This is a genomic window from Allostreptomyces psammosilenae (genome assembly GCF_013407765.1).
Taxonomy (GTDB): Bacteria; Actinomycetota; Actinomycetes; order Streptomycetales; family Streptomycetaceae; genus Allostreptomyces; species Allostreptomyces psammosilenae.
Map to the genome: position 1 here is coordinate 2,786,707 of NZ_JACBZD010000001.1, position 19,240 is coordinate 2,805,946.

The 19,240-nt window shown below is 72.5% G+C and carries 18 protein-coding genes; 9 read left to right on the plus strand and 9 right to left on the minus strand.

Annotated features, from left to right (window positions below):
• Nucleotides 1-165: 165 nt before the first annotated feature.
• Nucleotides 166-2,613 (minus strand): tetratricopeptide repeat protein, encoded by a 2,448-nt coding sequence (locus tag FHU37_RS11370; protein WP_179814079.1) that lies wholly within the window; start codon nucleotides 2,611-2,613, stop codon nucleotides 166-168.
• Nucleotides 2,614-2,833: 220 nt separating this feature from the next.
• Here FHU37_RS11370 and FHU37_RS11375 point away from each other — a divergent pair, with 220 nt between their 5' ends.
• Together FHU37_RS11375 and FHU37_RS11380 are read left to right on the plus strand one after the other, a co-directional pair.
• Nucleotides 2,834-4,864 carry an NHL domain-containing thioredoxin family protein gene (locus FHU37_RS11375; RefSeq protein WP_179814080.1) on the plus strand — a complete coding sequence of 677 codons (2,031 nt, stop codon included), beginning with the start codon at nucleotides 2,834-2,836 and terminating at the stop codon, nucleotides 4,862-4,864.
• Between the two features lie 165 nt (nucleotides 4,865-5,029).
• Nucleotides 5,030-6,145, plus strand: coding sequence for an alkene reductase (locus FHU37_RS11380; protein WP_179814081.1), 1,116 nt, complete (start codon nucleotides 5,030-5,032; stop codon nucleotides 6,143-6,145).
• A gap of 56 nt (nucleotides 6,146-6,201) precedes the next feature.
• Here FHU37_RS11380 and FHU37_RS11385 read toward each other — a convergent pair whose 3' ends face one another.
• Nucleotides 6,202-6,432, minus strand: coding sequence for a DUF6458 family protein (locus FHU37_RS11385; RefSeq protein WP_179814082.1), 231 nt, complete (start codon nucleotides 6,430-6,432; stop codon nucleotides 6,202-6,204).
• Nucleotides 6,433-7,030: 598 nt separating this feature from the next.
• Between FHU37_RS11385 and FHU37_RS11390 the strand changes: the two genes are divergently transcribed.
• Nucleotides 7,031-7,867, plus strand: coding sequence for an SGNH/GDSL hydrolase family protein (locus FHU37_RS11390; RefSeq protein ID WP_246450818.1), 837 nt, complete (start codon nucleotides 7,031-7,033; stop codon nucleotides 7,865-7,867).
• Between the two features lie 77 nt (nucleotides 7,868-7,944).
• On the opposite strand, the gene FHU37_RS11395 is transcribed toward FHU37_RS11390, so the two are convergent.
• Entirely contained in the window at nucleotides 7,945-8,286 is a 342-nt protein-coding gene (locus FHU37_RS11395; protein WP_179814083.1) for an ArsR/SmtB family transcription factor, read from the minus strand.
• An 80-nt stretch (nucleotides 8,287-8,366) separates the two neighbouring features.
• Between FHU37_RS11395 and FHU37_RS11400 the strand changes: the two genes are divergently transcribed.
• Nucleotides 8,367-9,581: an MFS transporter gene (locus FHU37_RS11400; protein ID WP_312892556.1), complete on the plus strand. Its 1,215-nt coding sequence runs from the start codon at nucleotides 8,367-8,369 to the stop codon at nucleotides 9,579-9,581.
• Between the two features lie 477 nt (nucleotides 9,582-10,058).
• On the opposite strand, the gene FHU37_RS11405 is transcribed toward FHU37_RS11400, so the two are convergent.
• The 3 genes from FHU37_RS11405 to FHU37_RS11415 all read right to left on the minus strand — a co-directional run bounded on the left by FHU37_RS11405 (nucleotide 10,059) and on the right by FHU37_RS11415 (nucleotide 12,203).
• Nucleotides 10,059-10,418, minus strand: coding sequence for a hypothetical protein (locus tag FHU37_RS11405; RefSeq protein WP_179814085.1), 360 nt, complete (start codon nucleotides 10,416-10,418; stop codon nucleotides 10,059-10,061).
• A 186-nt stretch (nucleotides 10,419-10,604) separates the two neighbouring features.
• On the minus strand, nucleotides 10,605-11,327 hold the full coding sequence (locus tag FHU37_RS11410; protein WP_218904007.1) for a TetR family transcriptional regulator: 723 nt from the start codon (nucleotides 11,325-11,327) through the stop codon (nucleotides 10,605-10,607).
• Nucleotides 11,328-11,408: 81 nt separating this feature from the next.
• Nucleotides 11,409-12,203 (minus strand): NAD(P)H-dependent oxidoreductase, encoded by a 795-nt coding sequence (locus tag FHU37_RS11415; protein WP_179814086.1) that lies wholly within the window; start codon nucleotides 12,201-12,203, stop codon nucleotides 11,409-11,411.
• 98 nt (nucleotides 12,204-12,301) lie between these two features.
• Between FHU37_RS11415 and FHU37_RS11420 the strand changes: the two genes are divergently transcribed.
• Complete coding sequence (locus FHU37_RS11420) at nucleotides 12,302-13,291, plus strand: helix-turn-helix transcriptional regulator (protein WP_179814087.1); 990 nt, start codon at nucleotides 12,302-12,304, stop codon at nucleotides 13,289-13,291.
• 49 nt (nucleotides 13,292-13,340) lie between these two features.
• Here the strand turns inward: FHU37_RS11420 and FHU37_RS11425 are convergent, their stop codons facing one another.
• Complete coding sequence (locus tag FHU37_RS11425; protein WP_179814088.1) at nucleotides 13,341-13,874, minus strand: hypothetical protein; 534 nt, start codon at nucleotides 13,872-13,874, stop codon at nucleotides 13,341-13,343.
• Between the two features lie 204 nt (nucleotides 13,875-14,078).
• On the opposite strand from FHU37_RS11425, the gene FHU37_RS28075 reads away from it, so the two are divergent.
• On the plus strand, nucleotides 14,079-15,071 hold the full coding sequence (locus tag FHU37_RS28075; RefSeq protein ID WP_246449789.1) for an SDR family NAD(P)-dependent oxidoreductase: 993 nt from the start codon (nucleotides 14,079-14,081) through the stop codon (nucleotides 15,069-15,071).
• Between the two features lie 133 nt (nucleotides 15,072-15,204).
• Here FHU37_RS28075 and FHU37_RS11435 read toward each other — a convergent pair whose 3' ends face one another.
• Nucleotides 15,205-16,527: a M18 family aminopeptidase gene (locus FHU37_RS11435; protein WP_179814089.1), complete on the minus strand. Its 1,323-nt coding sequence runs from the start codon at nucleotides 16,525-16,527 to the stop codon at nucleotides 15,205-15,207.
• Nucleotides 16,528-16,688: 161 nt separating this feature from the next.
• Nucleotides 16,689-17,042 carry a DoxX family protein gene (locus tag FHU37_RS11440; protein ID WP_312892557.1) on the minus strand — a complete coding sequence of 118 codons (354 nt, stop codon included), beginning with the start codon at nucleotides 17,040-17,042 and terminating at the stop codon, nucleotides 16,689-16,691.
• A gap of 83 nt (nucleotides 17,043-17,125) precedes the next feature.
• Between FHU37_RS11440 and FHU37_RS11445 the strand changes: the two genes are divergently transcribed.
• The 3 genes from FHU37_RS11445 to FHU37_RS11455 all read left to right on the plus strand — a co-directional run bounded on the left by FHU37_RS11445 (nucleotide 17,126) and on the right by FHU37_RS11455 (nucleotide 18,899).
• Nucleotides 17,126-17,581 carry a MarR family winged helix-turn-helix transcriptional regulator gene (locus tag FHU37_RS11445; RefSeq protein WP_179814090.1) on the plus strand — a complete coding sequence of 152 codons (456 nt, stop codon included), beginning with the start codon at nucleotides 17,126-17,128 and terminating at the stop codon, nucleotides 17,579-17,581.
• Between the two features lie 114 nt (nucleotides 17,582-17,695).
• Entirely contained in the window at nucleotides 17,696-18,358 is a 663-nt protein-coding gene (locus FHU37_RS11450; RefSeq protein WP_179814091.1) for a maltokinase N-terminal cap-like domain-containing protein, read from the plus strand.
• A 94-nt stretch (nucleotides 18,359-18,452) separates the two neighbouring features.
• Entirely contained in the window at nucleotides 18,453-18,899 is a 447-nt protein-coding gene (locus FHU37_RS11455; RefSeq protein WP_312892559.1) for a GNAT family N-acetyltransferase, read from the plus strand.
• Nucleotides 18,900-19,240 lie beyond the last annotated feature (341 nt).

Consider the following 19,240-nt stretch of genomic DNA (forward strand, 5'->3'; position numbering starts at 1 on the left):
GCGGCGCGGCTGTTGTCCGCCGCGGCACCTGACTCGACGCCGCGTCAAACGCACTGTTGAGGAGGTTTCCCCCAACCAAGACCCACGCCCCGCCGGTAGCCCCCCTTACCGGCGGGGCGTGTGGCGTCTCCCCGGCCCTCGGGCGCCCCGGACGCAACGCGTCCGCTAATCACCGCCCCCGTTCCCCTCAGACGCCACCGCACGCCACTCCGCGAGCACACGAGCCGTGGCAAGGGTGTGCGGATGCTCCCGACCGAGAATGCGCCGACGGTCGTCGAGCAGCGCCTCCAGGGCACTCACCGCCGCAGCGGGATTCCCGGCTCGTCCCCTCCATTCAGCGAGACTTTGCCGAGTCATCAACGTGTTCGGATGGTCCGAGCCAAGGAGCCGTCGCTGGTCATGGAGCAGTTCGGCGAGATCCGTGACGGCGCTCTGTGGATCGCCGGCCTTGCCCCGCCAGACCGCCAGGCTGGACCGAGTCGCCAGGGTGTTCGGGTAGTGCTCGCCGAGGACGCGCTGTTGGTCGGCGAGGAGGGTGTCGTAGTCACTCACCGCGCCCTCCGGGTCTCCAGCCCTGCCACGCCATTCGGCCAGGCTCGCCCGAGTCGTCAGCGTGTTGGGGTGATCCGCCCCCAGTACCCGCTCCTGGACAGCCCGCACCTCCTCCAGCGCTGCCGTTGCCCCCGCGGGATCCCCTGTCTCCCCCCGCCGCAGGGCCAGGTATGCCTGGGTACTCAGAGTGTCGCGGTGTTCAGCACCAAGCACCCGTCTCTGTGCGGGAAGGAGTTCGATGTAGTCCGTGTCCGCGCCGTTCCTGTCCCCCGCCCTGCGCCGCCAGTAGGCGAGGCTGGCCCGCGTGGTCAGGGTGTTGGGATGGTCCAAGCCCAGAATTCGTTCCTGCTTGACCCGCACGGCCTCCAGGGCGGCGACCGCTCCCGTGGCGTCCCCCTTCTTGCCCTGCCAGTGAGCAAGGTCGGAACGTACAGTCAGGGTGTCGGGCGCATCAGCTCCCAAAGCCTTGCGAACGTGCCGGAGGAGTTCCTCGTAGTACTCCACTGCGGTGGCCACCAGGCCCGTGTTGCCTAGGCTTCCGCCGGCACGGAACAGCACCGGGTGTACGCCGGAGCGCCACAGGACGTCACCCGCAAGCTGTCGGAGGGCTTCCACATTGGCACGCAAGGCTTGCCCAAGGGAACGCTCACGCTCGAACTCCGGCCATGCGCTGTAGAGGGCGTCTGCGGCCGCCAGGTAAACACCTTCGAGGCGTTCGTCGCTCAATGACTCCCGTGTGGCTCGCTGAACCAGGCTGGGGATTCGCACGGTCACAGGTGGCGAGGGAGACCGGTGCTCCTCATCGGCAAAGTCGGCGAGACTCAGTCGGCGTAGGCAGAACCGGGCGTCGCGGGCGTCCGCAGGACTCACCGCCCTGCCCTCTTCGCCGCCCTCAACGCCAGTGCGGTACCGGGCGAGATACGTGCGGGCCGGTTCGGTGATGAAGACACTGGCCGGGATACCGTTCGGGTCTAGCACACTGGCGAGTTCCAGCAGCGGACGAGCCAGTCCGTAAGGACGGATACGGTCAGCCTGTTCGATGGACAGGGACCAAGTGGCGGCAACGGTGCTCCGGTGACTCTCGGACATGGTGCCCCTGAGTAGGACCTGCTCCAGACGCTGGGCCTCGAAACGCTCGCGGTACGCGGCGCAGTCCAGGTTGTACTCCAGCATGTACGCGGAGGCTTGAGCCAGCGCCAAGGGCAGGTGGTCTAGGTCGTTAGCGAGCTGCGCCACGTCGGCGGCCCTCTGTGATCCACCGAGCCGGTCATTGAGGTAGTTGACGGCTTCGGCGTGCGAGAACGGGCCGACCTTGATCAGCAGTCGGTCCCGGGCGTTCCTGAGCACGGCGTCGCTGTGCAAGGTGGTGATGAGAACCCGGCCGTTGTCTCGCCGCTGCGGCCGTAGGTCTCGCCCTGACTCCGTTATGGCGGCCGGATCTGTGAGGTGGTCCAGCACCAGGAGCCACCGTCGCTCGGTGGTCGCCAGCCAGCTGAGGAACCGGTTCGCGGCCGCCTGTGGATCGGCATGGTGCAGTCCGACGGCAGCGGCGGCCTCCGCGTAGCCAGAAAGGACCGCTTCCCTGCTTTCCGCTGTGATCCAGACGACCAGGTCGGACTCACCCCCGTCCAGGACCCGGTTGACGTACTGCACGGCCAGCTGGGTCTTGCCCACCCCACCGAGACCCGCTAGGACGACCTCCCGTGCTCGGAGGTCGCTCGTCGGGGCCATCACGTCGTAGAGCCGGTCCGCGATTTCCCGGTGTTGAAAGGGATCCACCTGAGGAGGGGGCAGCAACGGCAAGGGGGTGATTGGTGAACGACCAGCCGAGTTTCCCGACGCGGCCGGTCCGTAGATGTGGACATCATTGCCCGCGAGAATGGCCTGCCCAGTGCCACTGGCCCTGGCATCCATGCGCAGACGCTCCCAACCGCCCCGCAGGCGCCCTCCGGCGCCGTCAGACGATCGCTCCCGTCCGGGATCGGCAGCGGCATCGGTGGTCACTTCACAGCCGTCCTCAGCACCAGCGTCGCCCAGGCCGTCGTCACTGAATCCATCCATTCCCCCACACTGAGTCCCGGAAGACCGGCGTATCACGCGGCTCAGGCGCAGAGCAAGCGACCCACGGAGGGCCAAGTCCAGTCCCCGCTTCGAGTGGTGCCTTGCGCCGGAACTGGAGCCGCCGGGTGTGTTCTGCCATGGCGACACAGGAGCACCCGGGTGACCAAACAGACGCCCACCCCGGTCGCGATCGGGCCCGGGGATTCTGCATGCTTGTGGGGTGAACGTCCAACCATCCCGGCGCCCCCGGGTTCGCGCCCCCGAGCCGCAAGGCCGCGGCGGCTGGCTGAACACCGGCGGCGAACAGCTCTCCCTCTCCGCCCTACGCGGCCGCATCGTCGTGCTCGACTTCTGGACGTTCTGTTGCATCAACTGCCTGCACGTCATCGACGAGCTGCGGGAGTTGGAGGAACGGCACGCCGACACCGTGGTGGTGATCGGGGTGCACTCGCCCAAGTTCGTCCACGAGGCCGACCACGAGGCCGTGACCGCCGCCGTGGAGCGCTACGGCGTCCACCACCCGGTGCTCGACGACCCCGAGCTCACCACCTGGAAGAACTACGGCGTGCGGGCCTGGCCCACGCTGGTGGTCATCGACCCGGAGGGCTACGTCGTCGCCCAGCACGCCGGCGAGGGGCACGTGCACGCCATCGAGGCGCTCGTCCGCGAGCTGGAGCGCGAGCACGACGCCAAGGGCACGCTGCGCCGCGGCGACGGCCCGTACCGCCCGCCGGAGCCCGAGCCCACCGACCTGCGCTTCCCCGGCAAGGCCGTGCTGCTGCCCGGCGGCGGCTACCTGGTCGCCGACTCCGGGCACCACTCGCTGGTCGAGCTGGCCCTGGACGGCGCCACCGTCGTCCGGCGGATCGGCACCGGCGAGCGCGGACTGCTCGACGGACCCGCCGACCTCGCCGCCTTCAACGAGCCGCAGGGCCTGGCCCTGCTGCCGGCCGAGGTCGCCGGGCGGCTCGGCGCCGACGTCGTCGTCGCCGACACCGTCAACCACGCGCTGCGCGGCGTGCGCCTGGCCGACGGCGCGGTGACCACCCTGGCCGGCACCGGCCGGCAGTGGTGGCAGGGCTCGCCCACCGCCGGGCCGGGCCGCGAGATCGCGCTGTCCAGCCCGTGGGACGTCGCCTGGTACCGCGACCGGGTCTGGATCGCGATGGCCGGCGTGCACCAGCTGTGGACGTACGACCCGGCGGACGGCACCGTGCGGGTGGCCGCCGGCACCACCAACGAGGGGCTGGTGGACGGCCCGGTCGAGCAGGCGTGGTTCGCCCAGACCTCCGGCCTCGCCGTCTCCCCCGACGGCGAGCGGCTGTGGCTCGCCGACTCCGAGACCTCCGCGCTGCGCTGGATCGACGCCGACCCCGGCACGGTCGCCGAGCCCACCGCCCCGACCGCGCCCGGCGAGGCCGTCGCCGTGGACGCCGCCGAGCCCACCGCCGAGGACGCCGCCGGCGCCCCGGGCGGCGGGGAGGGCGACGCCGGGCCGCGGCTGTACGTGCACACCGCCGTCGGCACCGGCCTGTTCGACTTCGGACACCGCGACGGCCCCGCCGCGCAGGCGCTGCTCCAGCACCCGCTCGGCGTGACCGTCCTGCCGGACGGATCGGTGGCGATCAGCGACACCTACAACTCCGCGCTGCGCCGTTACGACCCGGCCTCCGACGAGGTCACCACGCTCGCCACCGAGCTGCGCGAGCCGTCCGGCGCCGTGCTGCTGCCGGCAGGGGCCGAGGGCGCGGCGGGCGCGGGGGAGGAGGCCGCCCGGCGCGAGCTGGTGGTGATCGAGTCCGCCGCGCACCGGCTGACCCGGGTGCGGCTGCCGGAGGAGGCCACCCGTCTGGACGCCGGCGCGCACCGCACCCAGCGTCCGGTCACCCCCGTGGGCCCGGGCAAGCTGCGGCTGGACGTGGTGTTCAGCCCGCCGCCCGGCCAGAAGCTGGACGACCGCTGGGGCCCGTCCACCCGGCTGCTGGTCAGCGCCACGCCCCCGGAGCTGATCGCCGACGGCGCCGGCACCGGAACGGACCTGTTCCGCGACCTGGTCCTGGGCGGCACGGTCACCGAGGGCGTGCTGCACGTCTCGGCGATGGCCGCGTCCTGCGACGACGCCGCCGACGTGGAGTTCCCGGCCTGCCACATGCACCAGCAGGACTGGGGCATCCCGGTGCGGATCGAGCCGGGCGCCACGGAGCGCCTGCCGCTGCTGCTGGCCGGCCTGGACGCGCCGACGGCGGAGTAGTCGGCGCGGTCGCGGAAGCCGCCGGGACCGGCGCCCGTCGCACGGCCAGGCCGTGCGACGGGCGCCGTCCGCGTCCCTCCCCCACCCGGGCGCTCGTCCCGCCCGGGGGCTCGCCCCGCCCAGGGGCTTGAACCTGACACCGGTGACAACTTCTACCGTTCCGGCATGACGAACACACCGGTCACCTCCACCGCCCCCCGCCTCTTCGAATCCACCCGGCTCGGCAACCTGTCCCTGCCCAACCGCCTGGTGATGGCGCCGATGACCCGCAACCGCGCCGACGACGACGGTGTCCCCGGCCCGCTGATGGCCGAGTACTACGCCCAGCGCGCCACCGCCGGCCTGATCGTCGCCGAGGCCGCCACCCCCAACGCCGTCGGCCAGACCTACCCCAACATTCCGGCCATCTACGACGAGGCCCACGTGGCCGGTTGGCGGCGCGTCACCGAGGCCGTGGCCGCCGCGGGCGGCCGGATGTTCCTCCAGGTGCAGCACGGCGGCCGCATCGGCCACCCGGACAACAACGGCGGCCGGACGCCGCTCGCCCCCTCGCCCGTCCCGCTCCCGGACACCATCTACACCCCCACCGGGCACCAGCCCGCCGTCACGCCCCGGGGGATGAGCCCCGACGACATCCGGGCCACCATCGCCGACTTCGCCGCCGCCGCCCGCAACGCCGTCGCGGCCGGCTTCGCCGGGGTGGAGGTGCACTCCGCCAACGGCTACCTGCTCCACCAGTTCCTGGCCCAGGGCACCAACCACCGCACCGACGGCTACGGCGGCGACGCGCACGGACGCGTCAGGTTCACCGTCGAGGTCGTCCGCGCCGTGGCCGACGCCATCGGCCCGGAGCGGGTGGGCGTGCGGATCTCCCCGGGACTCACCGTCAACGGCATCCAGGAGGGCGACACCGAGGAGATCTACCCGGCGCTGCTCTCCGCGCTCTCCGAACTGCCGCTCGCCTACCTGCACGTCGTCTACGCCGACCCGGACCAGCCGCTCTTCCAGCGCATCCGCGAGGACTGGGCCGGCACCCTGATCGCCAACCCCGTGCTCCCCCGCGACCGGATCCCCGCCGACGGCGGCCGGCGCGAGGCCGAGCGGTTGCTCGCGGCCGGCGCCGACCTGATCTCCCTCGGCCGTCCGTTCCTGGCCAATCCCGATCTGGTGGAGCGGCTGCGCACCGGCGCGCCGCTCAACCCGGTCCGCGACCAGTACCTGATGTACGTGGGCGGGGAGACCGGGTACACCGACTACCCCACGCTGGCCGCGGCCCGGTGACCGGCCGCCGGCGGCCGGTCACCGGGGCGGCGCGGGTCGACCGCCCCGGCGACGGCTCACAGGGCGCGCTCGTCGGAGGTGCCGCGCTGCTCCACCACCGCCCCGGCGCCCGGGGTGATGATCCGGCGGCGGCGCAGCACCGCCATGTACACCAACATGCCGATGAGGCCCACCACCATCAGGATCCAGCCGATGGTGTCCAGGTCGGCCCCGGAGATCTCCCAGTCCACCCCGAAGGTGAGGATCGCCCCCACGGCCATCAGGATGATGCATCCGCCGATACCCATGTCGTTCCCTCCCGGCGCGGTCCGCGCCGTGGCTACCTCTGGGCTTCCCCTGCACCCGCCGGTCGGCCGCAGCCGGCGGGGAGGTCAGGTCCGCGGGGACGTCATCCGTCCCCGCTCAAGGGGCTGCTACCCCGTCATGTGATCGACACTCCCCCGTGCCTCCAGCCGGGGCGGCGTCCTGATCCGGCGTCCTCGGCGTCCTCGGCGCCGGTGCGGAAGGGGCGGAACGGGCCGCTCCCAGGCCGTCGCTGCACGCGTATTGACCGCCTGTCGGGCCGGGCGGACGATGACGGGACGGAGATACCTGCCGGTAACCTTCCGCCGGCGCAGGGCTCCCGGACACCGCCACGTCCACTTTCGTGCCGCCCCCACCCTCGCTCTCGCCTGCCTCGTTCCCGCCTGCCCCGCGGCGCCGTGCGTGAGACCGCGCCGCCGTGCCGCGACCGAGCAGTCGACGCGCACCCGACCACGGAGGTCCCCCGTGACACCCTCTCCCTCCCGTGAGCCACACAGACCCCATCAGTCACACCGGAACCACGAGTCCCGTCGGCTCCGCGCGAGCCGCCGCCCCACACGCCGCCGCCTTGTTGTCGTGCTCATGGCATTAATGGCGCTGGTGGCCCCCACCGCCGCCACCGCCAGCGCCGCGACGGGCGTGGGCGCCGCCGCCGTACAGCGCTACGTCGCCCTCGGCGACTCCTACGCCTCCGGGGCGGGCGTGCCCAAGCAGGTGCACCTGACCTGCCTGCGCTCCAACCGCAACTACCCCTCGCTGGTCGCCGCCGAGATCAGCCCCGGCGCCGTCCGGGACGTCACCTGCGGCGGCGCCACCACCGCCGCGATGACGAAGTCGCACCTGTTCCAGTACCCGCAGTTCAACGCGCTGACGGCGGACACCGACCTGGTGACGCTGGGCATCGGCGGCAACGACATCGACTTCATCGAGATCGTCATCCGCTGCACCACGCTGGCCGTCATCAACCCCACCGGCTCCCCCTGCAAGAACAGCTACACCAGCGGAGGCACGGACCAACTCGCGGAGACCATCGCGGAGACCGCGCCGCTGATCGCCGCGACGCTGGACGGCATCCGGCAGCGCGCCCCGCAGGCCCGCGTCCTGCTCGTCGGATACCCCTCGATCGTGCCCGACGACGGCAGCCGCTGCCGGCCCTACGGGCTGCTCGCGGACGGCGACATCCCGTACCTCAGGGACACCACCAAGCTGCTCAACGGCATGCTGCGCGCCCAGGCGCTGGCGCACGGCGCGGAGTACGTGGACACCTACACGCCCTCCATCGGTCACGACGCCTGCCAGCCGGCGGCCGACCGCTGGGTGGAGCCGCTGATCCCGGCCGCCCCGGCCGCCCCCTTCCACCCCAACGCGGCCGGTGAGGCCGGCATGGCCGAGGCCGTCCTGGCCGCCCTGGCCGGCTGATCGATCCCGGGGCGCCCCCGGCTCACCAGCCACGGCGGCCCGCCGGACCCCCGGCGGGCCGCTCACAGGGTTGGTCGCTACCGCGACTCCGTCGCCGCGACCAGGTCCAGCAGCCCGGGGAAGCGGTCGTTCAGGTCCTCGACCCTGAGGCGGCTGCGCCGCTCCAGCCCGTACTGGCGCTGGTGGATGACGCCCGCTTCGCGCAGCACCTTGAAGTGGTGGGTGAGGCTCGACTTGGGGCGGTCGAAACCGAACCAGCCACACGGGTGGTCGAACTCGTCCGAGTGGAGCAGCAGCTTGCGGGCGATCGTCATGCGCAAGGGCTCGGCGAGCGCCGCCATCACCGCCTCGAGGCGCAGCTCGCTCGCGGCGGGCTCCGGCAGGAGGGGCGGCAGCTCAACGGCGTCGACGGCATCCACGAGGGCAGCCTACCAACTTGTACGAGCATTCTCGTACTGCTACCTTCCCGGTACGAAAATTCTCGTACAAGGAGACGGTGGTGACGACGCGAACAGCTCCGGCCCGGTCCCGGGCCGCTTCCGCCTGGCAGATCTCGCGCGCGGCCTGGGCGGTGACGGCCGTCTTCGCGTTGTCGAACTCCCCGACCCCGCTGTACGTGTACTGGCAGGACAGGATCGGGTTCTCCTCCGGGACGCTGACGGTGATCTTCGCCGCCTACATCGTCGGACTCGTCGCGGCCCTGCTGGTCGCCGGACGGGCCGCCGACTTCTACGGCCGCAAGCGGGTGGTGGTGCCGGGGATCCTCGTGGCACTGGCTTCGGCCGCCCTGTTCGTCGTCGCCGAGAGCGTCGCGGTCCTGCTCGTCGCTCGACTGCTGGTGGGCATCGCGGTCGGCATCGTCGTCTCCGCCGGCATGGCCGCCGTCGTCGACCTCGGCGGCGAGCATCGACGGCACCTGACCTCGCTGCTCGCGTCGATCGCGATGGTCTTCGGCGCCGGCCTCGGCCCACTCCTCGGAGGAGTCGTCCATCAGGTCACACAGGCGCCGGTTCTCCCGGTGTTCGGCATCAACGCCGTGCTGCTGCTCCTCGCGCTCGGCGGGTACGTCGGCCTTCCCCTGGCGCGATCCGCCCCGACCGCCGGATTCCCGTGGCCGCGTCTTCCGAGCGTCCCCGAGCAGCACCGCGGGCACGTCTCGGGCGGCGCCGCGGTCTTCGCGCCCGGCCTCACCGCGACTTCGTTCGTGCTCTCGCTCGGCCCGTCCCTGCTGGTCCTCGCCGTCGGCAACACCTCACCGCTGCTGGCGGGCGGAGCGGCCTGCGTGATGTTCATGGCGGCGACCGGATCACAGCTCGCGCTCACCAAGCTCCCGGTCCACCGGCTCTTCGCCCTCGCAACCGCGGGCACAGTCCTCGCCGTGTCCGCGGTCGTCATGACCGTCGCGACGAAGGACGCCTGGCTCTTCGTCGCCGCCGCGGTCTTCGCGGGTACCGGACAGGGCCTCGGCCAACTCGGCGGACTCCGACTCATCGCCCACCACGTCGACGGCAACCGCCGGGCCGAAGCCAACGCCGCACTGAACATCAGCGCCTACCTGCCCGCCGCCATCCTCACGGTCGCCACCGGCTACGCGGTCGGCCAGTGGGGCATGCCAACGGCGGCCACCACCCTCGCCGGAATCCTCGGTGCGCTTGCGCTCGCCTTGGGAATCGCAAGCTACCGACGCAGTTCGGAAGAGCGTTCGGGAGAGTAGCTGCAGCTCGATGACGCGCCGCACTGCCCCGCCCCCGCCGGACCGCCATGCGACATGGGCTGTCCACAGGTAGCCACGGGTTGTCCACCGATGGCAGAACTCCCTTGCGGAACACCCCGTCCAACCCTTACCCCTGGGAAGAAAGGGGGCCCAGAGTTATCCACAGCCGAAAACTCCCCCTTGCGCTCCCCACTCCCACTGGGGTACCCCTGAAACAAGGGGGCGTTCGAGTTATCCACAAGGCAAAATGCCCCCTTGCGGAACACCCCCACACCCCCACGAGGCCTTACCTCCGGACAGAAAGGCGGTCCTGCCTTCATGAATCTGGGTGCCTCACGGAACTCAGGGCGGCGACCCGCGGGGCCCCCTCCATGGAAGGGGATCCCCCGGGTGTCTGCCTCGGCAACCGCCCGCCGTCGCCCCTCGTACAGTGAGGGCTCGGGGACCTCCGTGGTGACGAACGGACCCGCCTCTGCCTTACAGGGTCTGCTCGATGTGCTCGAAGATGTCCGCGTCCGTCTCCTGCTGCCACCGGGGCAGCGCTTCCCAGTCGGCCGCGTAGCTTGGCTTGGGCGAGTCGAAGTGCCGGTGGATTTGCGCGATCCAGCAGAGAGCCACAAACCGCCCCTTCTGCTCACGTGACAGTTTGGCCGTCTTCCCCTCGCTCACTTCCACGAAGCCACGCACCTGACCGTACACAGCGGCAGCAGCCCGACGTTCCCACTCGGGAGTTTCCTCCCACGGAGCGATGTAACCGGGCTTGGGCTCACCCGGATAGTACTTCTTGACACCCGAGATCCACGCCTCTCGGAAGACACGGCCATGCTCGTCGTCCACGGGGAATCCCTTCTCAACACGGCCAGGGTATCCGCGTTGGACGCCCAGTAGGGCGAGATCCGTGAACACGCTGCCCCGGCGACGCACCCTCCCACCGGGGTACCCCTGGAACAAGTGGGCGCTCGAGTTGTCCACGACGGGGAAATGCCCCCTTGCGGAATCAGCCGCCGGCCCGACCGCCCTTCCTCACCGGCGGTCGACCAGGGCGGGGCGGAGCAGGGCGAAGGCTCGGTCGGTGAGGGCGGCTCGGTCGGCGGTGCCGCCGGAGCGGAGCCACTCGCGCGACGCGACCTCCAGGGCCGTCCCGGCGGCGCTGGTGAGCAGGTCGGCGGTGAAGGCGTCCAGCCCCGGGCGGTCACCCGCGCGGGCGCCATCGCCAGCACCGCCAGCGCCTCCGGAACCAGCACTGGCGCCGCCGCCGGCACCCGCCCCGGCGGCACCGTGCCCGGCGTCCTCCTCGCGACCGGAGCGATGGCGCAGGGCCTCGCTGACCCGCTCGCGCACCCGCTCGCGCCGGTGGTGGAGGCCGGCGCGCAGCGACGGGGTCGACTCGATCAGCCGCAGGCTGGCCAGCTCCAGCCGGGAGCGCTGGATCCGTCCCTCCCACCGACACAGCACGATCCGCAGCGACTCCCACGGGTCCTCGTCGGCCGGGCGCGCGCGGAGGTCGTCGACGACCTGCTGGCCCAGATCGTCCACCTCGCCGAGGACGGCGTCCTCCTTGGTCGGGAAGTAGCGGAAGAAGCTGCGCTTGGACAGCCCGGCCGCCCGCGCGATGTCGTCGACCGTCGTCTCGTCGAAGCCGCGCTCGAGGAACATGCCGAGAGCCAGCTCGGCCAGCTCGGCCCGCACCGCCCGTCGGGTCCGCTCGCGGAGCCCACCACCGCCGGCGCCACCACCACTGCTCATGCCGCCGAGTGTATGTCACGACACTCAGACGATAATGTGGCATCAAGTGCCAGGGGACCTGGGCACTCAGCGGGAGAGGTCTCAGCCGCGGGGGCGGACGTGGAGGTCCAGCCCGCTCGTCCCCGGCTCCTCCACACCGGGCAGCAGTCGCATGTCACGGCCGTAGTCGCCGCCGACGAGCGACCGGAACGGCACCGGCTCGTCCGTGAAGAGCCCGTCGAGCCGCCGCCGGTACTCCCGCTTCGCCGCCGCGAACCGCTCCTCCGGCAGGTCGTTGGAGCCGTACACGGCGAACGGTTCGAGCGGCGCGATGCCCGTGAACCAGAACAGGCCGTGCTGGAGCGGGTGGAGGACGTCCGTGAGCCGCCCGTGGATGCCCCGGTCGGAGAACGCCGACTCCCGGGCGCCGATGGTCACCGACACCAGCGCACGCCGCCCCGCCAGAGGGCCCTCGCCGTACGGCGGCGGGACGTTGGGGCCGTAGCCGAACCCGGCGGTGAACACCCGGTCGATCCAGCCCTTCAGGATCGCCGGCGCGGAGAACCACCACATCGGGAACTGCAGGATCACCGCGTCCGACCAGCGCAGCTTCTCCTGCTCCGCCACGATGTCCGGCGACAGCCGTCCCGCCAGCGTGGCCCGCTCCGAGGCGTCCATCACCCGCAGCCGCTCGTCGGCCGGGTGGTCGGGGTAGTCGTCGGCGTCCACCGCCGCCTTCCACTTCATCGCGTAGAGGTCGGACACCCGCACCTCGTGCCCCGCCGCGCGCAGTTCCTCGACGGCGAAGGCGGCCAGGGCGGCGTTGAGCGAACGGGGCTCGGGGTGGGCGGTGACGATGAGGATCTTCCTGCCCTGCTGGGGCGTGGTTTCGGTCATGACGCCACGTTCGCGCGCGCGGTACGGGGTAGCCAGCACCCCGTTCGACCGGCGGAACCGCGTTCCTGGTACTGCCAGGGCCACGCATACTGGGGCCCATGGAGGGCGTGAACCACGGCGAGCGCACGGACGGCGCCACGATCAGCACCACGAACGGCGCCACGACCGGCGTCGACGGAGCCACCGGATCCGGCCAAGTGGGCGGAATCCACGGAGCCGCCGGAGTCGACGGAATCGGCGACCCCCACCGCGCGCTCGGCGCCTTCCTGCGCGCCCGCCGGGGCCGCGTCACGCCGGAGTCGGTCGGGCTCACCGTCGGCCGTCGCCGCCGGGTGCGCGGGCTGCGCCGCGAGGAGCTGGCCCAGCTCGCCGGGATCAGCGTGGACTACTACGTGCGCCTGGAGCAGGGCCGGGCCACCCAGCCCTCCGCCGAGGTGCTCGACGCCCTCGCCAGGGCGCTCCGCCTCGACGCGGCGGAGCGCGGACACCTCGCCACCCTGGCCGGCGCCGGTCGCGGCCCCGCGCCCCGCGCCCGGGTGAGCCCGCTGCTGCGGCGGCTGCTGGACTCCATGGAGGGCTTCCCGGCCTTCGTGACCAACCACCGCCTCGACGTGGTGGCCTGGAACGACCTCGGTGCCGAGCTGGTGGGCGGCCTGGACCGGCCCGGGCGCCGCGACCGCAACAACGCCCGGTACCTCTTCCTCGATCCCGCCTCCCGAAGCGTCTTCCCGGAGTGGGAGGACCGGGCGGCGGAGTCCGTGGGCCAGCTGCGGGTCTCCGCCGGGCGGTACCCCGACGACACGGAGCTCGCCGCGCTCATCACCGAACTGTCCGCGCGCAGCGCCGAGTTCCGGCGGATCTGGACCAGCGGCGAGGTGGTGATGTGCGGGGCGGGCCGCAAGCGGCTGCGGCACCCGGTGGCCGGGCTGCTCACCCTGGACTACGAGACGATGCACATCCCGGCCGCGCCCGGGGAGACGGGCCTGGTGGTGCACGTGTTCAGCGCCGCCGAGGGCAGCCAGGACGCCGTCGCCCTCGCCGGGCTGGCGTCGGCCGTCACGCGGTTCCCCGAGCCGCGCGCGGGCTGACGGCCGGACGGTCCCCGGCCCGCGCGGACGTTCCGGGTGACGCGGACGTTCAGGTGACGCGGATGTTCCGCGAGTCCACCCGGTTGCGCGCCTGGCAGCCCGGACACCGGACGAGGGTCTCGCCGCCGTAGCGCACGCCGTCGATCCACTCCCGCTCGCACCGGCCGCAGCTCACCCCGACGACGAAGTTGTCGATGATCCCCCGTTGGGCCAGCAGCAGGTTGTGCACGCCGTCGATCAGCGTGGTGAGCTCGCCGTCGCAGTCGGCGTCCCTCGTCCGCAGCTGCCAGGGCCGCAACTGCTCCAGGTAGATGCTGTTGCTGTCCGTTCCCCACACGCCGTCGGGCGTCTCCACGACGACGTAGTAGCGGTCGTGGGGCACGGGTTCCTCGCGTAAGAACGCCTTCGCCTTCTCGGCGTCCGTCCCGGTGAACGTCACGTAGGTGTTCCCGGCGTTCTCCTTCTTGCCGACGAAGGTCAGCCCCGCCTCCGCCGTCCTGCGCTTCCAGTCCTCCAACGCCGCGTCGTCCGCGAAGACCATCCCCGACCACGTGGTCTCTTTCCGCCGTCGCAGCCATGCCACAGCGTGCTCCCCTCGTCGCACCGGGCTGTGCATCGGGCCACCGAGTCTAGGCATCCCGGACGAATCCGCCTATGCCCCGCACGCCTCTGGGCGTCTCCAGGGGTCTGATGTCACTCGGATGAGAAAGTGTCACCGGATGACATATTCTTCATTCGGAGCAGGCGTACGCCCACCACGCGACCACGAGAGGCGAGGGTGACGGCCATGAACACGTCCATGCGCGGCAGGACCGTCCTGATAACTGGGAGCACCGGCGGGATCGGCAGGGAGACGGCGCGGGGGCTCGCCGGGCTGGGCGCCCGGGTGATCCTGGTGGGGCGGGACGCCGGCCGGGCCGAGGCCGCCGCCCGGGAACTGCGCCGCGACACGGGCAACGACGCCGTCGCGGCGCTCACCGCCGACCTGACCCGCCTGCGCGACGTGCGCCGGCTCGCGGAGGAGGTGGCCGGCCGCTGCGACGCGCTGCACGTACTGGTCAACAACGCCGGGGCGAACACGGCGCGGCGGCAACTGACCGAGGACGGCGTGGAGACGGCGTTCGCGGTGAACGTCCTGGTCCCGTTCACACTGACCCACCTGCTGCTGCCCCTGCTCCGCCGGGGCGCGCGGCGTGGCGACGAAGGTGGCCGTGGAGGTGGCGCGGAAGGTGGCCGTGGAGGCGGCGGTGCAGAGGGCGGCGCGGGCGGCGGGGAGGGCTCGGGCGGCGCCGCGTCACGCGTCGTCAACATCACCGGCGGCATCCCGCGCGGGCCGATCGACCCGTCCAACCTCCAGGGGGAGCGCCGCTACCTGGGTTGGACGTTCAGTCAGTACAACCACAGCAAGGTCGCCCTGATGGCGATGAGCCGCCGCCTCGCGGAGCGCCTGGCGGGCAGCGGGGTGACCGTCAACGTGGCGTACCCCGGCCACGGTCACACGCCGGGCAACCGGGCGATCCCCACGGCCGCGTTCCCCTTCGTCTACCGGCCGCTCGCCCCGCTGGTGCGGCTGCTCGCGCCGGTTCTCCTGGCCGATCTGAGCAGGCCCGCGAGGTCCAGCGTCTACCTGGCGTCGAGCCCGGAGGTGGAGGGGGTGACCGGGACGTACGTCGACACCAACTGCCGGCGGGCGGCCTGGCCGGCCGGCGCCCTGCGGCCGGGCGACCAAGAGGCGGTCTGGGAGCTGTGCGCGAGGCTGAGCGGGCTTCCCGCGGCGTAGCCGGCCCGGGAAGGCAGGCGTCGGCCCCCAGGAGACGGCGGGGAGGGGCGGGACGGGGCCATGTGGCCGTCGTCCCGCCCCGGCGATGCCCGTCCCCTTCCGTCCGGGGTGGGCGGGGCCTCGGCGGCGGACCTCAGCCGGCCAGGAAGGCCGCCAGCGCGGCGCCGAGCAGGTACGGGTCGTCGGCGCCGCACAGCTCCCGCGCGGAGTGCATGGAGAGCGCGGCGATGCCCACGTCCACGGTGCGGATGCCCAGCCGGGCCGCCGTGATGGGGCCGATGGTCGTGCCGCAGGGCATGGCGTTGTTGGAGACGAAGCTCTGCCACGGCACCCCGGCCCGCTCGCAGGCGGCGGCGAAGACGGCCCGTCCCGAACCGTCGGTGGCGTACCGCTGGTTGACGTTCACCTTGAGGATCGGTCCGCGGTTCGGCAGCGGGTGGTGGCCGGGGTCGTGGCGCTCCGCGTAGTTGGGGTGCACGGCGTGCCCCATGTCGGAGGAGAGGCAGACGGTGCGGGCGAACGCCCGCAACCGGTCCTCCGCCGAGCCGCCGCGGGCCAGCACGGAGCGCGTCAGCACGTTGTCCAGCAGCGGGCCCTGGGCGCCGGTGTCGGACTCGCTGCCCGTCTCCTCGTGGTCGAAGGCGGCGAGCACCGGAATCCTGGTGGCACTGGACCGCGCTGCCGCGTCGATCAGCGCCCGCGTTCCGGCGTGCACGGACAGCAGGTTGTCCAGGCGGGGGGCGGCGAGCAGTTCGCCGTCGCGGCCGAGGTAGCCGGGGGGCTGCACGTCGTGCGTCATCAGGTCCCAGCCGGCGACCTCGTCCGCCGGAACGCCCGCCTCCTCGGCGACGAACCGGATCAGCGCGCCCTCCTCGGCCCCGCCGAGACCCCAGATCGGGGCCATGTGCCGCTGGCGGTCCAGCGTCAGGCCCTCGTTGACCGAGCGGTCGAGGTGGATGGCCAGCTGGGGGACGCGCAGCACGGCGCGGTCCACCCGCACCAGCCGGTGCGAGCCGTCCCGCAGGGTGAGCCGCCCGGACAGGCCGAGGTCGCGGTCGAGCCAGGAGTTCAGCAGCGGCCCGCCGTAGATCTCGACGGCGACCTGCCGCCAGCCGACGGCGGCCGTGTCCGGGTTGGGCTTGACCCGCAGGTTCGGCGAGTCGGTGTGCGCGCCGACGATCGAGAAACCGGTGGAGGGGTCGGCGTCCTCCGGCGCGAACCAGGCGATCAGCGCCCCACCGCGACGCACGTACCAGCCGCCCCCGCCGGCCACCCAGGCGTCCTCCTCGCGCAGCTCCCGGAAGCCGGCCGCCTCCAGGCGCGCCACGGCGCTCGCCACGGCGTGGTAGGGGGACGGGCTCGTCGACAGGAAGTCGATGAGGTCGTCGGTGTGGGAGCGGTCGAAACGGACCGGGGTCGGGGCGGTGCCGTCTGGCGCCTCGTGTCGCGGGGTCATGCTGCTCCTGCCGTGCTGGGCTGCTTAGCTGGTTGCCCGCCTATCGTGCCGTACCGGCGCGGAGCGCACCCCGCGGCGCCACCCCGACGCGCCCCACCCTCGCCTCCGCCGTGCCGCCGCCCGCGTGCCGCCGCTCCCGCGCTGACGCTCACGTGCCGGCGCTACACCGCGGCCAGGCGGAGCACCAGGGCGGCGACGGCCAGCAGGCCGAACGCGACGGGCGGGACCACGGACGGTCTGCGGGAGCGCACGTGGGTGATCACCGCACCGACGAAGTACAGGACGAGGCCGATCGCCGCCGCGATCCCGAGCAGCGGCACCCAGGTCCCGACCAGCAGCCCCACCGCGCCGGCCAGCTTCAGGGCGCCGAGCCCCGGCAGCCACGACTCCGGCACCCCCATGGCGGCCATGTCCCTGAGGAAGTCCTCGCGGCGGGTGAAGTCGAAGACGGAGGAGGCGGCGAGGAGCAGGGCGAGCAGGGCGCTGACGACCACGTAGGCGGTGAACACGGGCACTCCAATGATGGATGATCCAAGACCGTTGAACGGTATCAACGATTAAAGATCACAAACAATCGACGCTCTGCTACCATATCGACATGGCAACACAGGGCACCGGCTCCCCGACGGACCGCCTCGGGCTCCTCCTCGCCCGGCACGGCACGGCCGCCGAGTCCCGGATCCGGGCCGCCCTCGCCGCCACCGGCCTGAAGCCCCGTCAGGCCATGGCGTTGACGTTCCTCGCGGACGGCCCGGTGACCCAGCGGGCCCTCACCGAGCAACTGGAGTGCGACCCCAGCGTGCTGGTCGCGATCCTCAACGACCTCGAGGACCACGCCCTCGTCCACCGCCGCCGCGACCCCGGCGACCGCCGCCGGCACATCGTGGAGATCACCCCCGAGGGCCTGGCCGCCCTCCGGAGCACCGACGCCGCCGTCGCCGAGGTGGAACGCCAGCTCTTCGCCGACCTCTCCGACGACGAGCGGACGACGCTCCGCGCGCTGCTCAGCCGGGTCCGCACGCCCGGCGACCACGACGCCTGCGCCGGGGACTAGCCCCCGTCCCGCGGCCCTCGCCGGGCGGGGAACCGCCACGGCCCGCGCCGCGCGGATGGCAGGCGGATGGAAAGGTGTGGAGGTCACATCCGCTCAACGGGGAGAATCCTCGGCATGGCCGTCATCCACCGCACCACCGTCAAGCCGACCAAGCTGGAACTGCTCACCTCCTGGCTGCCCTCCCGGCCGTGGTACTCCGGCGCGGGCGAACCGCAACTGGCCAAGGCCGGCGGCTTCCGGCTGGACGACCCGCAGGGCGAGGTCGGGATCGAGTTCATGGTGGTCACCGACACCTCCGGCACTCACCCGGTGAGCTACCTGGTGCCGCTCACCTACCGCGGCGCCCCGCTCGACGGGGCGGAGCACGCCCTGGTCGGCACCATGGAGCACGGCGTGCTCGGGCGGCGCTGGGCCTACGACGGCTGCCACGACCCGGTGCTGGTCGCCCAGTTGCTGGCCCTGATCGAGGGCCGGGCCGAGGCCCAGGACCAGAACACCAGCGACACCCCCGACCGGGAGGTCGCCCGCTCCTACACCGGCGACCACGCCACCCCCGCCGACTTCACCACCAGCGCCGCCGACGACCACGAGGGCACCGAACTGCCCGCACCGCACGGCACGACGCTCCGCGTGCACCGCGTCCTGCGCCCCACCCCGGACCACGCGCCCGTCCCGCCCCCGGGGGCGACCGGCCACGTCGCCGGCTCCTGGCAGCTGCCGGACGGCACGCGGGCGCGGGGACTGTTCGCCGTGCTGCACCCCGGTGCCGGCGCCTAGCCCCAGTCCCAGTCCCAGCCCCAGCCCGACCGAAACGCAGGCTGCAACCATCCGCGCGGAGGCCCGTCCGCCGGCCTCTGCCATGCTCTGCGCCGTGATACTCCGTACCGCCACGCGCCAGGACCTGCCCGCGATCATCGCGCTACTCACCAACGAGGACACGGTGGTCGACCCGGGGGTCGTCGAGGTCGACGAGGCGTACGAGCGGGCCTTCGCGGCCGTGGACGCGGACGACCGCAACGAGATGCTGGTCCTGGACGCCGGGGACGGCACCGTCCTCGGCTGCCTCCAGCTCACCTACATCCCGGGCCTCGGGCGGCACGGTCAGGAACGCGCCCTGGTCGAGGCGGTGCGCGTCCGCCCCGACCGGCGCGGGGAGGGCCTCGGCCGGGACATGCTCCTCCGGGCGATCGGGCGGGCACGCGCCCGCGGATGCACCCTGGTGCAGCTGACCAGCAACAAACGGCGCACCGAGGCCCACCGCTTCTACGCCGCGCTGGGCTTCGAGCGCAGCCACGACGGCTTCAAGCTGACGCTGTAGGAGGAGCGGGGGGCGGTGGGGGTGAGGACCGATGGCGTCGTGGGCTCCGCGGGTTTCCGCTGCTGCGCTCACCGCCGCAGGGACCCTGACTGCCGCCGGCTTCACCGGCCTCCGCTGGCTTCGCTCAACGCCGCTGGTTTCCCTGACCTCCGCTGGATTTCCCGACCTCCGCTGGCTTCACTGACCTTCGCTGGCTTCGCTGGATTCCGCTGGCTTCACTGGATTCCACGGGCAAGTTATCCACAGGCTGCGAGAGGGGGGATGCGCTCAGTGATCCTCAGGTGGGATCCTGAGAAAGGGGGTCCCCCCAGGCCAGAGGCAGGTTCCTGGGGAGAACGCTG